Genomic DNA, 18,821 nt, shown 5'->3' with positions numbered 1-18,821 from the left:
TAACGCGGGAATATTAACAAATATTTAGACCAAAACAATAAACATTTTGTTTTGGTCTTTTTATATTTATAAAAAAAAAGATACAATCTATACTATGAAATACACAACACTACCAAACACAGATATAAAGGTGAGTAAAATTTGCTTAGGTTCTATGACTTGGGGAAACCAGAACACAGAAGCCGAAGGACACTTGCAATTAGATTACGCCATAGATCAAGGTGTTAATTTTATAGATACTGCCGAAATGTATCCTGTACCTGCAACAAAAGAAACACAAGGAGCAACAAGTAAAGTCATTGGTACTTGGTTAAAAAAAACAGGAAATAGAGAGAAAGTAATTTTAGCATCTAAAATTGCTGGAAACGGAGACTATACAGCGCATATTAGAACCACAGGTTTTAGTAAGCAAAGTATTAAAGACGCTGTAGATAATGAGTTAGAAAGATTACAAACAGATTATATAGATTTGTTTCAGTTACATTGGCCAGAACGAGAAACAAATACATTTGGAGTTAGAGATTACAAGCATAATCCAAACGACGAGTGGGAAGATAACTTTAAAGAGGTCTTAGAAAGTTTAGATGCCGTTATTAAAGAAGGGAAAATTAGAAACATAGGTTTGTCTAACGAAAAAGCTTGGGGAGCCATGCGCTATCTTGAAGAGTCTAAACTAAATAACTTGCCAAGGCCAGTAACTATTCAAAACGCATATTCATTACTTAATCGTGTTTACGAAGGAGATATGGCAGAAGTGTCTATGCGAGAAAATATAGGCTTATTAGTATATTCGCCAATGGCTTTTGGAGTATTGTCTGGAAAGTATATTAAAAATACGGCTGGAGAAAACTCTAGATTAAAACTGTTTCCAAGATTTGCAAGATACAGTAGTGAGCAGGCAACAAAAGCAACACAAAAGTATTTAGAATTAGCCGAAGCTAATAATATGTCTTTAGCACAAATGTCTCTAGCGTTTGTTAATCAAAGAGAATTTGTTGCAAGTAATATAATAGGAGCAACAAATTTAGAGCAGCTTAAAGAGAATATTGATAGTGTAAATCTGTGTTTAAACGATGAGGTATTGGATAATATAGATGAGATTCATAACGTAATACCAAATCCGGCTCCATAAGTGTTAATTTAATAGTTGTGTGTTTTTAAAAGAGGCTGTTGATCTATTTTTTCGTTAACACTTTTAATCGATAATAAACGTGTTTAATCTATAAAAAGAAACTAATAGATATTACAATCGTTTTTTTATTTAGTTTAGTGCATTACTAAAACTAATTGAAATTAGCAACGATGAAAAAAATTACACTTTTATTGGCAATTGCGACCATACTATTTGGTCTTAATGTCAATGCACAAATTACTACTTATCCATACTCCGAAGATTTCGAAGCTGGTGATGGTGGATGGATTGCAGATAATGCAACAAGCGGAACATGGGCTTTAGGGACACCTGCCTCAGTGGTTATTAATAGTGCTGCCTCTGGAGCAAATTCTTGGGTAACAAATTTAACTGGAAATTACAATAATTCAGAATCGTCAACAGTAACGAGTCCTGTTTTCGATCTTTCATCATTAGCTGCACCAGCTATTTCTTTAAGTTTATGGTGGGAGTCAGAATTTAGTTGGGATGGTACAGTTTTACAATCTTCAATAGATGGTGGTACAACATGGGTAAATGTTGGAGCTCTTGGAGATGGAGGTAACTGGTATAATGATGGTTCAATTAATGGAAATCCTGGTGGTCAGCAAATAGGTTGGACAGGACGTAATGGTTCAGGATCTAATGGTTGGGTAACAGCTAATCATGCATTAACAGGTTTAGCAGGAGAAGCAAGTGTAATATTACGTATCGCTTTTGCTTCAGATGGATCAGGAGTTGACGACGGTGTAGCGTTCGATGATATATCTGTATTTGAAGTAACATGTGCAGCACCTTCAAATCTTTCTTTAGTAAGTGTATCTTCTTCAACTGTTGATCTTTTATGGGTAGCAGGAGGAACAGAAACAACTTGGGAAGCTATAGTACAAACAGCAGGAACAGGCCTTCCAACTGGAAGCGGTGTAGCTGTAAATACTACTCCTGGATATCAAGATGCTACTTTAGCACCTGTAACGGATTACGAATTTTATGTGAGATCAAGTTGTGGAGGAGACTTTAGTATATGGTCGGGACCTTTTAACTTTACAACAGAATGTGCCGCATTTATTCCGGACTATATAGAAGATTTTGCAACTATTCCAGCAGATTGTTGGGATGAAGCAGATAGTGGAGATGCTATTAGTGGACCTGGTGATATAGGTGCTGGTTCTTGGAATCAAGATGGGTTTTTAAATAATGGATTTAATGGAGCTTATAGTATTAATTTATGGTTAGCATCAAAAAGTGACTGGTTATTATCGCCTTCATTTGATTTAACGGGAGGCCCATTTCAAGCAGAGTTTGATTTAGGTGTTATGGCGTTTGGTAGTTCTGTTAACCCAGGGACTTTAGGATCAGATGATATAGTTCAAATTTTAATTTCAACAGATTTAGGTGTAACGTGGACGATATTAGAAACATGGGATTCTACTACAGTTTTTCCTGTAACAGGTTTACATCCTGTATACGATTTAACAGCTTACTCTGGTCAAAATGTGCAATTTGGAATTTTAGGATCTGAAGGAACAGTTAATGATCCAGTAGATAATGAAGCATTTGTAGATAATTTTCAAGTTAGAGCAATACCTAATTGTCCTGATGTAGCTAATTTAGCTTTCGATTCGTCAACAGCAACCTCAGCTAATATATCTTGGGATGCTTTTGGTGGTGAAACAGGATGGGAAGTTTCTGTTCAAGCACCTGGAACAGGTATTCCAACGGCTGCTGGTACAGCAACAACAAATAATGCGCCATATGTAGCAATGGGATTAACATCTGCAACAGATTACGAAGCATATGTTAGAACAGTTTGTGGAAGTGAATTTGGAACATGGATTGGGCCTGTAAACTTTGCAACAGAATGTACGACTTTTATAGCGCCATATACCGAAGGTTTCGAAAATGGAGGAGATATTCCTTTATGTTGGACAATGGATGGTGGAGAAGATTGGGAATTTGCTGATGATGGAGGTTTTGACCATATAGGTAACAATGGAACTCTAACAGGTACTACTGCAACAAACAATTACTTTGCATGGGTAGATTCATCAGGAGACGATGGACCATCAACATTAACAACACCATTAATTGATGTGTCTGCTTTAGTAGCACCAACACTATCTTTTTATATAATTAGTGATAACGAAGGTAATGATAACTCAACATTAGACGTAGAAGTTTGGGATGGAACGGCATGGATCCCAATGGGAACATACAACACCAATACAAATGGTTGGGAAGAAGTATTTATAGACTTAAGTGGACTTACTATTACAGGAGACGTTCAAGCTAATTTTATTTTCTCTGAAACGTCAACAGGATTTTATGATGATATCGCAATAGATGACGTTACTTTCGATGAAGCACCAACATGCTTTAATCCAGTAGCAACTTATCAAATAATAGATGATTGTGCCAATGGTGATCAGTTTTTTGTAGATGTAGATGTTACATACTTTGGAGGAGCAACATCTGTTTCGGTAGAAGATAATCAAGGAGGTACTCTAGTTTCTGTTTCAGCAACAACAGGTGTAACTCAATTTGGACCTTATCCTTTTAATACAGATATAATTTTTACAGTAACTAGTGAACAAGATACTTGTTTTTCTACAAGTCCATCAATTTCATTAGCAGCATGTCCTCCAGCAAACGATAACTGTAGTAATGCAACAGTTGCTTTAGTAAATGATAGTTTTTTATGTGAAGTAAGTACACCAGGTACACTTCAAGAGGCAACGCCTTCAGGAGTGCCAAATCCATCTTGTGGAGGTAATCCTGATGACGATGTATGGTTTCAGTTTGTAGCTACAAGCGAATTCCATTATATAGCATTAGCTAATATACAGGGTAGTTTAACCTTTAATATTGACCATGCTGTTTATGAAGGAGCTTGCGATGCTTTAACAGAAATTAGTTGCACGTCAGGCTTCGATTTGCTTTCAAGTGTTACTCCTCAATTAATAATAGGTGATACATATTTTGTTAGAATATTTTCTAATGCTAGTAACGAAGAAACTACAACTTTCGATCTGTGTATATCACCGTACGAAGCACCTGCTAACGTTACATGTGATTTAACAGAAAACCTTTGCCCTGGTGGAGACGATTTGTATAGTTATAATACTATAAATGTTTTACCTGGATTTGGTGCAATAGATTGTTTAGGGACTTCTCCTAATCCAACATTTAGTATTTTAGAAATAGGTACATCAGGAGATATTGAGATTGAAATGGTTCAGAATACAGCTTTCGATATTTTAGGAACTCCTATTGGACAGGAATTAGATGTCGATTTCGCAATATGGGGACCTTTTAATTCAGGTGATGATTTTTGTAATGGAGGAGATTATCCAACAGGAATTCCAGTAGGTTGTAGTTATTCTGGAGCAGCAGTAGAAAATTTTGTATTAAATGGAGCGTCAGCAGGTGATCTTTATATTTTACTTATTACTAACTTCGATCAAGATCCAGGAATTATTCAAATTAATCAAACCAATTTAGATCCTACTAATCCAGATCCTAATGCAGGAACATTAAGTGGAGAAATAACAGTAGATATAGTTAGTGCCGATGCAACTTTTATTGATGATGATAATGATGACGCAACACCTTCAATAGCTAATCTATGTGGCTTCGATTCTATTTTATTAGAGGCGGATTCTCCATTTGCAGATGCTTTTGAGTGGTATGTAAACGGAATTTTAGACCCAGCTTTAACGGGTTCTTCTATTACTGTAACAGAGTCAAACTCATATGCTGTTACAGCATACGATAACCAATGTATGGGTAATGCTACTACAACAGTAATAGTTAATCTATTTCAAGAAGCAATAGTAAGTAGTGTTCCTCAAGATGAGGTGTCAATTACTACTTGTGATGATGAATCTGGAGATGGAATTGAAGATTTTAATTTAGAAGGGCTTTCAAGTATTATTTTAAATACAGCAGGTCAAGATGCTGCAGACTTTTTGGTAACTTATCATTCAGGTTTAAATGATGCACAAACAGGAGCGAATGCTTTAGTTTCTCCTTATTCTGCTGCAGATGGAACAATAATCTTCGTAAGAGTAGAAGATGTCAATTCTGTAGGAACAGGATCTGGATGTGCAAGTACAAATACAACATTTGAATTAGTAGTTTTAGGTGCACTTCCTGAGATTACTCAATTAGATGATTTAGAATTATGTGATGATGAGTCTCGTGATGGAACTGAAGATTTCGATTTAGAACAACATACTCCAACTATTCTTAATGGTCAAGATCCAGCAGTGTTTGTTGTTACTTATCACGCATCGCAAATAGATGCAGATGCGGGAGTAAATGCATTGATTTCACCATATTCTAACACGTCTAGTACGCAAATGATTGTTGCTAGAATACAGAACAATGAGGCGTCAGATTGTTATAAGACAACAGAATTTAATATAATAGTTAAAGATATTCCTGTCACTACTTTCGATGCTAATATAGATTATGCAGTATGTCCAAATGCTAATGCGCCTATTACATTAACGGCAATAGCAGATAATTACACAGAATCTGATGTTACAATAGAATGGTTATACGAAGGAGTTACGATCGCGGGTCAAACAGATCTTACACTAGATACAGTGCTTTTACCTGGTGATTACGAAATATTAGTAACTTTTAATGGAACTAGTCCTCAATGTACTTCAACTCAGTCTGTAACTGTAGAAGAGTTAGAAAGCTGTGTTATCCCACAAGGTATATCACCAAATGGAGATGGATTAAACGAGACATTCGATTTAAGTAGTTTTGATGTTCAAGTTTTAACGATATTTAATAGAAATGGAGTTAAGGTTTACGAGAAGACAAATTATTTAAATGAGTGGTATGGTCAATCTTTAGATGGCGATGAGTTGCCAACAGGAACTTATTACTATGTAATGAATTACCAAGGCAATAAAACGAAAGCCGCTTGGGTATATATCAACAGAGAAAACAAATAATCTAAACAACTAGAAACCAATAATAATACAGATGAAGAACATACTATATATCGTATTCCTAGTAGTTATAGGAGTACAAGCGCAACAAGATCCGCAGTATACGCAATACATGTACAACATGAATGTTATCAATCCTGCATATGCAGGATCAAGCGAGAGCGTATCCATAGGCGCATTATATCGCAGTCAATGGGTTGGCCTAGAAGGCTCACCAAGTACAGGTACCTTAAGTATTCACTCGCCAGTAGGTAACAGAGTTGGATTAGGATTATCATTAATTAATGACGAAGTAGGTCCGGTAAGAGAAACCAATGCTTATGTAGATTTCTCTTATACTTTACCAGTAGGAAGTATTACAAAATTAGCTTTCGGATTAAAAGCGGGAGCTACATTTCATGATATTGGATTAACCAGTATTGAGACAATAGATGCTGATGATCCATTTTTCTCACAAGATGTTAATGAAACAACAGCCAATGTTGGAGCAGGAATGTACTTATACCAACCTAATCGTTGGTATCTATCAGCTTCAATGCCAAACATTTTAAATGGAACACATTTAGACAGTGATGGAAGAAAAATAGGATCTGAGACTGAGCATTTATTTGCAGCAGCCGGTTATGTATTCGATTTATCAGAGAACTTTAAATTAAAGCCACACGCTTTAATGAAATTTGCTTTTGATGCACCAGTAAGTTACGATGTAAACCTAAACTTATTCATGTACGATATTGTAGAAATAGGAGGTGGTTATAGGCTAGACGATTCTTTTAGTGGTATGGTAAACTTTATGGTTTCACCAACAATGAGAATTGGTTATGCTTACGATGCTATTCAATCAGAATTAAACGTAGTAACAGATGCCTCACACGAGATATTTATAAACTTCGATATCGATTTACCAAAAAAAGTATCACGTTCACCACGTTATTTCTAAACCACTTAAGCTAACACAAAAGACACCACCAAATGAAACATTTAAAATTAATACTAACATTAGTAGTTCTAAGTAGCTTAAGCTTATCGGCGCAAACTAACGCAACTAAGAAAGCAGATAAGCATTTTGCAAAACTTGAATTTGTAGATGCTATAGAGGATTATACTAAACTAATAGAAAAAGGATCGGCAGATGCATACGTTTACGGACGTTTAGCAGAAGCTAATTACAATATTTTTAGCACGGTTGAAGCCGAGAAATGGTTTTCAAAAGCTTTAGAAACTTCACAAGAGCCGGAAATGATCTTCAAGTATTCTGAAATGCTAAAAGCAAATGGAAAGTACGAAGCTTCAAATGCGCAAATGAAGAAATTTGCTTCTTTAAGTCCAGGAGATGATAGAGCAACTCTATTTTTAGCTAATCCAGATTATCTAACTAAACTTCAGGCAAAAGAAGAGAAGTTTACGGCTAAGAACTTAGATATTAACTCGGAAGCATCAGACTTTGGAGGGATTATTCAGGATGGGAAACTGTATTTCTCATCAGCGAGAAATAATAGTAGAAAAAAATACGGATGGAACGAAGAACCTTTCTTAGACATATATACTTCAGAAACAGTTTCAGGAGCATCTTATACTGAGCCAGTAACAATAGAAGGTAAAATTAACACAAAATACCATGAAGGTATTGTTTCTTTTTCACCAGATGGAAAAACAATGTATTTCTCAAGAGAGAGTTTCTCTGAAAACATTTATGAAAAAGACAGCACAAGCAATACTAAAATTAGTGTTATTCATTTGTTTAAAGCCACTAAATCTGAAGTTAACAAATGGGAAGACATTCAGCCATTAACGATTAACAATAAAGATTATTCTGTAAAAAACCCATCGGTAAGTTTAGACGGTAAAACATTATATTTTTCTTCAAACATGCCAGGAGGATCAGGTATGTATGATATTTATATGGCGCCAATAGAAACAAACGGAATGACAGGAACACCTGTAAATTTAGGCCCTAAAGTAAACACACAAGGTCAAGAAATGTTTCCTTATTCTGGTGATGGTGCGTATTTATATTTTTCTTCTAATGGACATTTAGGTTTAGGAAACCTTGATGTGTATTATACAGATTTATTAGGAACTGAAGAAGTAAAAAACTTAGGAGCACCTATTAATAGTAAAGCCGATGATTTTGCTTTTTTAATAAACAACGAAAAAGAGGGTTATGTATCATCTAATAGAGCAGGCGGAAAAGGAAATGATGATATTTATGCTATAAAAGAAATAGCACCTCTATGTATGGTCGATATGATTGTAACTGCTGAAAATGCAGAAACAGGAGAAAAAATAGCAAATGCGAATGTTACCTTATACGACGCTAAAGGATCTGTGCTAAACACAGGAACAACAAATGCAAAAGGTATTGCTAGTTTTAAAACAGATTGCGAAATAGAAACGAGTCTTAAAATAACAAAAGACGAATTCGAAGACGCAACACAAACAGTTGCAGCAACAAAAGAAGAAACATTAAAAGTTACTGTAGACTTAACACCTATAAAGAAAATAATTATTGAAGACCGTGTAGTATTAGAGCCTATATATTTTGAGTTTAACAAATCGGATATTACTGTTCAAGGCGCTAACGAATTAGATAAGTTAATAATGGTAATGAACAAATATCCTGAAATGGTTATTTATGCAACATCTCATACAGATAAAAGAGGTAAAGCAGATTATAACTTAAGTCTATCAGAAAGAAGAGCACAGTCAACAGTGGCTTATGTTGTTTCTAAAGGCATTAGCGCACAAAGAATATCTGGTAATGGAAAAGGTGAAACTGAACTATTAGTAGATTGTAAAACATGTACAGAAGAAGAACACCAACTTAACCGTCGTTCTGACTTTAAAATAATGAGTGGTGGGCCAAAAACTACCAACTAAAATTAAACAATAAATTAAATTTTAAATAGATTTAATTAGTAAAAGCCACAACATATGTTGTGGCTTTTTTTATGTTTAATCTTTTGTCTGTTAGCTGTTTGTAAACCTACTTACGTCGTTTAAATTTACTTTTAGAGTATAAATAGTAATAATATTAAGTTATATTTGCATATTAATCGAATATTAATGCTGTTAATCGGATATTTGATAAACCATAAATTAAATAATTACGTAAGTAGTTTTAATTAAGGTATTTGTTGCTACTTTGTATTATATAAATACTGATTAAATTTTAACCTATGAAATCAATTTACTCTTTTTTAAATACTAAAATGGTGCTTTTTGTACTGTTTTTATTCACTTTTGCATTCGCTAGTGCGCAGTGTGTACCTACAGGTATATGGGATTCGAATACTTTTAATATAACAAATGTTCAAGTAACCGGTGATGGAGCTAGTGCTATAAATAACTTTACAGGTGCAGATAATTCTACTTATTCAGATTTTACTGCTAATACTCCTTTAGAGGTTACAGCAGGTAATACTTATAATGTAACAATAGATCATGCAAAAGAAACTTGGGGTGATTTAAAAGTAAAAATGTGGATAGATTATGAAGGTAATGGTACTTATGTAGAAGTTTATGATTCTGGTGCTTATGTTGGAGCAAATATGGGTAATACATATACAACAAACGCTTCTTTTACAGTAAATAATGCAGCTCTAGGAAATATGGTGTTAAGGATAGCAGCTTCTTATCATTCGGGAGATGGTGGTTCTATTACAAATGCTTGTACTTTTGTAAATAGAGCAGAGATAGAAGATTATACTTTAAATGTTACACCAGGATCTGCAACACCTGTAGTTCAAGATGACACCTTAACCGTAGAAGAAAATAGTACAGCAGGTGTAAATAATCAAGTAGATGTAGGAGCAAACGATTTTGTTGGCACTATAGGTGGCGATGGTGATGATTTTGCCTTAGTATCTGGTGCTACAAGCGGTACAGTAACAGAAACAGGTACAGATGGTGTTTTTCAATATGTACCTAATCCTGGTTTCTTTGGTACAGATAGTTTTACGTATGAATTATGTAACTTCTCTACCATTGTAACTTGCGAAACGGCAACTGTTGACGTTACGGTAAACGAAGAAAACCCGGTTGTTTATTGTGGACCCACAAGTGTAGGTAGTTATAATACTTATTACATTACAAATGTTGATTTTGCAGGTATAAATTATTCAACAACGGGAACAGGTGGACAGTTGCAAAATTATACTGCAACACCATCAGCATTTGTAACATCAGCTACAACTGAAGTTGGAAATGTAACTGTAAGGCTTAATAATTACAATACTACTGCTAAGGTATTTGTTTGGATAGATTTTAATAATAATGGTCTTTTTACTGAAGCTGGAGAGGAATTTGAATATAATATTTCAGGAACTAATACTGTGGTAACTCCTATTTCAATTATTGTACCTGCAGCTGCTAATTTTGGTAACACTAGAATGAGAGTTGCTGTAGCAAGTGGTGCAATTACATCTTGTAATGGAAATAATCAAAGTGCAGAATACGAAGACTATACCGTAAACATAGCACCTGCCTCTGCACCACCAGTGGCAAATTGTCAAGATATAGATGTAACTTTAGATAGCGCAGGAAATGCAACAATTGTTGCAGATGATATAGATAACGATACTACACCTTCTTCAGACGATGGAGGAACTCCAAGCTTAGCTATAGATATAGATACTTTCGATTGTTCTAATTTAGGAGATAATACGGTAACATTAACTGCAACAGATGGCGAAGGGCAAACACATAGTTGTACCGCTACTGTTACAGTAATTGCGTATGCTGGTACTTTAGTAGCACCAACATTATCAGATATTACAGCAGCTTGTAGTTACACAGTACCAACACCTGCAGATTTATCATACAGTTGTATAGATGTTACACCAACCACAACAGATAACACTACTTTTACAAGTAGTGGTTCTATTACTTGGTTATACGATGATGGAAATGGAAATACAGATACAGCAGTACAAAATGTAACTATAACGTCTGTAGCACCAACTAATATTGTGGTTTCTGCTATTACACAAACTGGAGCAACCGTTTCTTGGGACGATGCTTTAGGAGACGAAACGTATTCTATAAGATATAGAGAAGCTGGAGATAGCGTTTGGACAACCGTTGCCGTAACGGTAAACACATACGATATTACAGGATTGAATGATATAACTGACTATGAGTTTGAAGTAGCAACTTCTTGTGGTTTAGGTCTTTCTGCGTATTCGACTACTTCTACTTTTACTACATTACCAATAAATAATGCTTGTGTACCAGATACTTCAGGTGCAAATGGTAATTATTTTATATCTAATGTGAATTTGCTAGGTGAAAATGCACCAGGAATAGATAATCCTTCTGCTTACGATGGTGGTTACGCAGATTACACCGCAACACAAAGTGCAGATGTAATAAGAGGAGGTACATACCCAATAGAAATAAGTGTGTCAAATTATATGGCAAATGAAAATAGATCGGGTTGGACTGTATATTTAGATTTAAATGGAGACGGACAAATTTTAGCAGGAGAGCGTGTTTCGACTGTGGTAGGTGAAGATAATAGTTTGTCTAATACAGATAATGTCTTTAATGGAAATATAACTATTCCAGCAACATCTACATTAGGTAGTGTATTAATGCGTGTAGGTGTAAGAAGGTATTATGATTCCGATAATCCTTGTGGTAATATTAATGGTCAACCAGAAGAGTTTGAAGATTATATTGTAAATATTGAAAATGACGCAACAGCACAAGAAATAGATGTTTCTGGTAATGCTATTAATATTGTCTCAGGTACTACAACAACAGATACAGATAATTACACCTATTTTGGTATTTACGATATTAATTCTGGAATAACAACTAGATCTTATCTTATAGAAAATACAGGTATTGCAGATTTAGTATTACAAGCTCCTTATGTTAATGTAACAGGATCAGCTGCGTTTACAGTATCTGCTCAACCTACTTTAACCACTTTAATGCCAGGAGAGTCTACAACATTTACTATTGGTTTCGATCCAGATGTAATTGGAAGTTATTCGGGACTAGTATCTATTTTATCTAACGATGTAGATGAAAACCCATTCACTTTTACTGTAGAAGGAGAAGGTGCTCAAACCTTTCCAGATACCGATGGTGACGGTGTTCCAGATAATATAGATATAGACGATGATAATGATGGCTTAACAGATGCTTACGAGTCTAATACCTGTGCAAGTTTACCTAATGCAACAACTACAGATTTAGTGTTTTTAAATGAAAACTTTGGAGCAGGTACAAACCGAATTCAAATTAATGGTAACTATGCAGGAGTTACAACAACATATTGTTACGAAGATGGTACAGGATCATTATGTCCTGCAGCATTCAATTCTACAAGTGTTAATGATGGAGATTATACTGTACACCATACCATTACTAATAACGATGGAGTAATAGACGATATTAATACAGATATTTCTAATTGGGCAAACGACTTTTGGTATGCAGGATTAGATCATACTCCGGGAGATACAAATGGTAGAATGGCCATTTTTAATGCGGCAGAAGATCCAGGTGTTTTCTATAGCCAGAGTATTAATGGTTTAACACCAGGTGTTCCAATAGAGTTTGGTTTTTATGCTATAAATATAGACCGTAGCGATGCAACAGATATTAATACTAGATTAAGACCAGAAGTAGTTATTACTATTTATGATAACTTAGGAAATGTTTTAGCCACAGAAACATCAGGAGAAATTGAGCCTACAGATGCAGCAAACCTTGCTGGTGATTGGGTAGAAGTTTCTGCAATTTTTACAACAACAGTTTCTCAAATTGTAGTAGAGCTAACAAACGCACAAACTGGTGGAGCAGGAAATGATTTAGCAATTGATGACATTTTTGTAAAACAAACACTTTGTGATATGGACGGTGATGGTGTTGCAGATATTATAGATTTAGATAATGATAATGATGGTATACCTAATGTAGTAGAGTTGGGTTATATTGATGATAATTATGATGCGACAGTATTTAACGATGCAACAAATCCTTGGTTAGATATTAACCAAAATGGTATGCATGATGCATACGAAGGTTTAACGGCATTAGATAGCGATGGAGATGGTGTACCAAATCATATGGATTTAGATAGTGATAATGATGGTATATTCGATAATGTCGAGTATAATGGTTTTGGTGATATAGATGTTAATGGTGATGGTGTTGGAGAAGGTTCCGATTATCAAGACACTGTAATCAATGATACACAAGACGATCAAGATGGTGATGGTATTTTACCTTCTGTTGATGATAATGATGATGATGTTGATGGTACTTTCGATACAGATCATGGTACCTTTAGTTATAATGATCCTATAGATAGTGATGGAGACACTATTCCAGATTATTTAGATGTAGATAGTAATGATGCCTTAAATAACCCTTCTAATGGTAATGATATTAGTGCTACTATTTATGCAGGTCTTGACGCTAATGGTGATGGTGTTATTGATGGTAATATAGATGCAGATAGCGATGGGTTGTTAGATGCTTTTGATACAGATGATGTTAGCTTTGGTTCACCAAGAGATTTAGACAATTCGTATAGTTTATTCTTCGATGGAAGAAATGATTATGTAGAAGATAGTAACGTGCTTGTTAATGGTAATGCAACAATTACAGCTTGGATAAAAACTGAAGGAAATAACACCTTAAACGCAAATCAAGTTGTAGCAGGACAAGATAATTTCTACTTAGTCGTTAATTCTGCAGATAACTCTGTAACGGTTATGCTTAACGGATCTGCTGTTTTAACATCTACAGATGTTGTTGTAGATGCTATCTGGACACATGTTGCTGCAACAACAACGGGAGCAACAACCGTTTTGTATGTTAATGGTGAAGCGCAAGGAAGTCCTTTGGGATCTGGAGGTGTTAATGCAGATGTTTCTAATTTTACAATAGGAAGATTGGCAGACACTGATTCAAACTATTTTCATGGAGAAATAGACGAGGTAAGAGTATTCGATACTGCTTTAACAGAAGAAGAAATACAAAGAACAGTTTATCAAGAATTAGAAGAAAACCAAAGTTTTAACCAAGGTAAAATTATACCTAAAGATATTTCTACAAATGCTATTGGAGGTAACTTACTACGATATTATAAAATGGATGGTTATAAAGGTGATATTACGGATAATAAAGTAACGCCTGCAATAGATCAAATAACAGGAGCCAAGTTGTACAATATTAAAGACATATATTTACAGACTGCTCCACTGCCGTACCAAACAGTAATAGATGGAGCATGGGCAACAACAGCAGTATGGCTTCATGGTGACGTTTGGGATATTACAGACGAAGTAAACAATAAAGCTTGGTCTATTGTAGATATTAATAACAATGTGGATACAGATTTAAACCATACAACATTAGGTTTATTTGTAGAAGCAGGTAAAGAACTAGAAATAAATACAGATGCAGAACTTAAAAATACGTGGTATTTAGAATTAAACGGTTTTATAGATCTTGCAGGTGAGTCTCAATTAGTACAAACAAACGAAAGTGATTTAGTTGTTGGAGCTAACGGTAAATTAGAAAGAGACCAACAAGGAACAGAAAATCTATATACTTATAATTACTTTACATCTCCAGTTCATTCTAGTAATCCGAATTCTGAAATAGATGGCGATGAAACATATACTGTAGGAAGCGTAATGTTGGATGGAACAGATCCTAGTAATCCTTTAGCAATAAATTTTAATATTGGTTACAATGGAGATAATACCACGTCACCAATAAAAACATCTAGTTTTTGGTTATATAAATACAGTAGCCAAACAGCAGATTACTATAACTGGGAACAAGTATTAGAAACAGGAAGTATTAAAATTGGAGAAGGTTATTCTATGAAAGGTCCTGGATTAGGAACTGTTTTAAACGAACAAAATTACACCTTTTCTGGTAAGCCAAACAATGGTACAATACTATTACCAATAGCCGCAAACAACTCCTATTTAATTGGTAATCCATATGCATCTGCAATTGATGCTGATATGTTTATTTTAGACAATACGCACCTTGGTGGAGCACTCTATTTTTGGGATCATTTTGGAGGAGGTACTCACAATACATCAGGATATCAAGGTGGTTATGGTGTATATAACCTTTCGGGAGGAACTCCTGCGATACAGCACGATTACGCTACAGGAGGAACAACAGGAGGAATAGTTGGTATTAAAAGACCAAGACGTTACATACCAGTAGGTCAAGGTTTCTTTGTTGATGGACTAACTTCTGGAGATGTTAAATTTGAAAATAATCAAAGAATTTTTGTTAAGGAAACAGGAAATACAAGTTCTTGGTTTTTTAGAAGCAGCAATAATACTACTAATGAGGATTATGCCGTAGAAGATCTAAGGCCTAAGTTTCGTTTTGGTTTTAAATCTCCTGAAACATACCAGAGACAAATTCTTTTAACTGTCGATGAGAATGCAACAGGTGATTACGATTGGGGATATGATGCCAAAATGGACGAAAATAATGTCGAGGATATGTATTGGGAATTTGCAAATAATAAATTCTTAATTCAAGGAACAAATGAAACATTACCAACCACAGTATTACCAATAGCAGTTAAGACGCTAAATGGAGGAATTGTAGAGATTAGTATTGATGTGCTCGAAAATGTAGATTCAGCGTTAGATATTTATTTAAAAGATAATAATATCTATCATAACCTTAGAGATTCAGCATATATAACAACTGTAGAAACAGGTGTTATTACTAATCGATTTGAGATTGTATTTACGCCAGATCCTGCGCTTTTATCTGTAGAAGATTTTCAAGAAAATAATAACATTAGTATGTATGCTAATGGCGGATATTTAACTATAAATAATCCGTTAAGTAAAGAGATAAATAATATTCAAGTCATTAATATGTTGGGTCAAGTAGTTTTAGAATCTCAGGTCAATACTTCAGATAGTAAAATAAAAATTCCAATGCGTTTACAAACGGGAGCTTACATTTTTATGTTGAAGTCTACCAATTTTGTAATCACTAAAAAAGTAATAATTAATTCTAAATAATAGTTTACCAAAGCATGAAAAAAACTTTACTCCTTATGGCAATTTTTTGCCAAGCATTTATATATGCGCAAACTCCAATAACAGATGGTCCAGATTGGACGGTAACTAATATTACAAATGATAATGCATTAGATTTTCCTTGGGAAATTACTTATGCTCCAGACGATAACCTTTGGATTACAGAGCGAAAAGGTGAGAAAATAGTAAACTTTAATATTACAAATAGTACTATTTCTACAATGATAGATTTAAATTCTAAAATTGAAACTTCAAAACAAGGAGGATTAATGGGAATGGCTATACATCCAGATTTATATAATGATATTAATACATTAACTAATAACTACGTTTTTGCATCTTATACTTATAATGATGGAGGTACTTTAAAAACTAGAATTGTAAGATTACTTTACAACAGTGTCTCAGGATTATTAACAGAAGATACAAGTACAGGAAATGCAAATGGCTCTATTGTAGAAGGTATGCCAGGAAGTGGAGATCATAACTCTGGGCGTTTAATTTTTGGACCAGACTTAAAACTATATTACACTATAGGAGATCAAGGTGCAAACCAATTTGATAATGCTTGCGATCCTATTTTGGCTCAAGTATTACCAACTTCGGCAACTGATTTTGATAGCTATCCTGGTAAAACATTGCGTATTAATACAGATGGTACTGTGCCAACTGATAATCCGACTTTTAATAGCGTACAAAGTCATGTTTATACTTATGGACATAGAAATGCTCAAGGTATAATTTTTGCTCAAGATGGTACACTATATAATTCAGAACATGGAGCAAAAGTGGATGATGAGCTTAATAAGGTTATAGCTGGAAAAAATTATGGTTGGCCTGAAATTGCTGGTTATTACGATAATATGGCATATACCTATTGTAATTGGTCATCTCTAGGTGGCTCTTGTAATGCAGGCGATTTTAGTGATCACAATTGCCCAAATGGAGCAACAACAGCTACAGAATTTGAATCCTTTCCAATTGCTCCTCCTTCAGATTTTCAACCACCAATAGGTACATATAATAGTACAACAAATGTAGATCCTCCAGGAGGTTTCTTAAGTTGGCCAAGTATTGCGCCTTCAAGTATAGATATTCATGAAACTGGAAATATTCCTTGTTGGGATAGATCTCTATTAATTCCTTCTTTAAAAAGAGGAACTATTTTTAGAGCGAAATTAACAGCAGATGGAAACGATGTTGTTGATGATTATTACGAAGAACTTCATTCTTCTGATGACCGTTATAGAGATATTGCAATTTCTCCTGATGGCTTAACTATTTATGCCGTTACAGATAATTCTGGTGGTACTTCAGGACCATCGTCAGGTGGCTTTGTTACTATTACTAATCCAGGAGTTATTGTTAAATTGCAATACGTAGGACCATTAGCAACAGATCCTGTTACAAGTGCAACATTAGAAGATGTTGTAAGTTATTGTCCAATTACTATTGATGCAGCAGAAGTTATGTCCAACAACTGTGTTACTATTGTTGGTACAACTTCAGATCCTTTAACATATAGTTCTGGAACAAATGTTGTACAATGGACTTTCGATGATAATGGAAGTGTATTTACAGCCAACCAAACAGTAATAGTAAATGCTTTAGAAGCTCCATCAAACATAATGGTAGTACCATCAAGTACTTCGGCTGTTGTATCTTGGGATCCTTTAGATAATACAACTTTTGATGTTAGATATAGAGAAGTAGGAGCTACTACTTGGTTAATGGAAACTGTAACTACAAATAGTGTTACATTAACAGGTTTAACATTGTCTACAGACTACGAATTTCAGATATTAACTAATTGTGGTAGTTCTCAATCGGCATATAGTACTGTTGTTAACTTTACAACGTTAGCAATTACATATTGCGATGCTCAAGGTGTAACAGGAGGACATATTAGTAATGTGTTATTAAATGGAGAAAATGGAACGTCTATTAATTCATCTTCTAGTACAAATGTAGATTATACAGATTATACTTCTTTAACTCCTGTAGATCTAGAAAGAAATGAGAGTTACGATATTGAGGTAAGTACAAGTTATAATGATGCGGGCGTTTCGGTTTGGATAGATTATAATCAAGATGGAGATTTTGATGATGCCGATGAAAAAGTTTGGGATGATGTTGAAGGAACAACAACTGCTTCTCCTAGAACTAATTCTTTTGTAGTACCTGAAAGTGCTCTTTTTGGGAATACTAGAATGAGAGTCGCTTCAAGACAATACTATACTATATCTAGTTCTTGTGGAGATGTTGTAGAAGCTAATCAAGATTCTGAAGTTGAGGATTACACTGTTAGTATTACAGGTCCAACACTAAGTGTCGATACATTAAATTCAGAAGTATTTAATATCTCGCCTAATCCATTTAACGCATCAATAAACATAACTAAGCCTTCAACAATAGAAGATTTAACAGTTACTTTATACGATATTCAGGGTAGAATAGTGAGAAAAGAAGTTATTACAGGAAATCAAACAGGAGCAATAACTATTGTTAATTTAGATAGTTTAAATGCAGGAGTTTATTTTGTGAGAATGAGTGATGGAAAAACAGTTTCAAGCGCTAAAAAGCTTATTAAAATATAATTTAAAGCTATGTTTGTGGCATCATATAAAAGCTAAGTAAATTATAAAGCAACAA

At 34.5% G+C, this 18,821-nt stretch carries 6 protein-coding genes; all 6 read left to right on the top strand.

The window, feature by feature from the left end; translation table 11 throughout:
• The first annotated feature begins 94 nt into the window (after positions 1–94).
• The 6 genes from ASC44_RS07800 (at position 95) to ASC44_RS07775 (ending at position 18,766) form a co-directional block, all read left to right on the top strand.
• Positions 95–1,132, top strand: a complete 1,038-nt coding sequence (locus tag ASC44_RS07800; RefSeq protein WP_055447050.1) for an aldo/keto reductase — start codon at positions 95–97, stop codon at positions 1,130–1,132.
• 170 nt (positions 1,133–1,302) lie between these two features.
• Complete coding sequence (locus tag ASC44_RS07795; protein ID WP_055447049.1) at positions 1,303–6,120, top strand: T9SS type B sorting domain-containing protein; 4,818 nt, start codon at positions 1,303–1,305, stop codon at positions 6,118–6,120.
• Between the two features lie 31 nt (positions 6,121–6,151).
• Entirely contained in the window at positions 6,152–7,057 is a 906-nt protein-coding gene (locus ASC44_RS07790; protein WP_055447048.1) for a PorP/SprF family type IX secretion system membrane protein, read from the top strand.
• Between the two features lie 32 nt (positions 7,058–7,089).
• Positions 7,090–8,997 carry an OmpA family protein gene (locus tag ASC44_RS07785; protein WP_055447047.1) on the top strand — a complete coding sequence of 636 codons (1,908 nt, stop codon included), beginning with the start codon at positions 7,090–7,092 and terminating at the stop codon, positions 8,995–8,997.
• Positions 8,998–9,296: 299 nt separating this feature from the next.
• Positions 9,297–16,151 (top strand): GEVED domain-containing protein, encoded by a 6,855-nt coding sequence (locus tag ASC44_RS07780; protein ID WP_055447046.1) that lies wholly within the window; start codon positions 9,297–9,299, stop codon positions 16,149–16,151.
• 35 nt (positions 16,152–16,186) lie between these two features.
• Positions 16,187–18,766: a PQQ-dependent sugar dehydrogenase gene (locus tag ASC44_RS07775; RefSeq protein ID WP_055447045.1), complete on the top strand. Its 2,580-nt coding sequence runs from the start codon at positions 16,187–16,189 to the stop codon at positions 18,764–18,766.
• Positions 18,767–18,821 lie beyond the last annotated feature (55 nt).

The sequence above is a fragment of the Lacinutrix mariniflava genome, assembly GCF_001418015.1.
Lineage (GTDB): Bacteria > Bacteroidota > Bacteroidia > Flavobacteriales > Flavobacteriaceae > Lacinutrix > Lacinutrix mariniflava.
This window is presented reverse-complemented; position numbering and strand designations above follow the sequence as displayed.

Coding starts and splice junctions, on each gene's coding strand:
- ASC44_RS07800 (WP_055447050.1), top strand. CDS start 95: ATGAAATACACAACACTACCAAACACAGATATAAAGGTGAGTAAAATT.
- ASC44_RS07795 (WP_055447049.1), top strand. CDS start 1,303: ATGAAAAAAATTACACTTTTATTGGCAATTGCGACCATACTATTTGGT.
- ASC44_RS07790 (WP_055447048.1), top strand. CDS start 6,152: ATGAAGAACATACTATATATCGTATTCCTAGTAGTTATAGGAGTACAA.
- ASC44_RS07785 (WP_055447047.1), top strand. CDS start 7,090: ATGAAACATTTAAAATTAATACTAACATTAGTAGTTCTAAGTAGCTTA.
- ASC44_RS07780 (WP_055447046.1), top strand. CDS start 9,297: ATGAAATCAATTTACTCTTTTTTAAATACTAAAATGGTGCTTTTTGTA.
- ASC44_RS07775 (WP_055447045.1), top strand. CDS start 16,187: ATGGCAATTTTTTGCCAAGCATTTATATATGCGCAAACTCCAATAACA.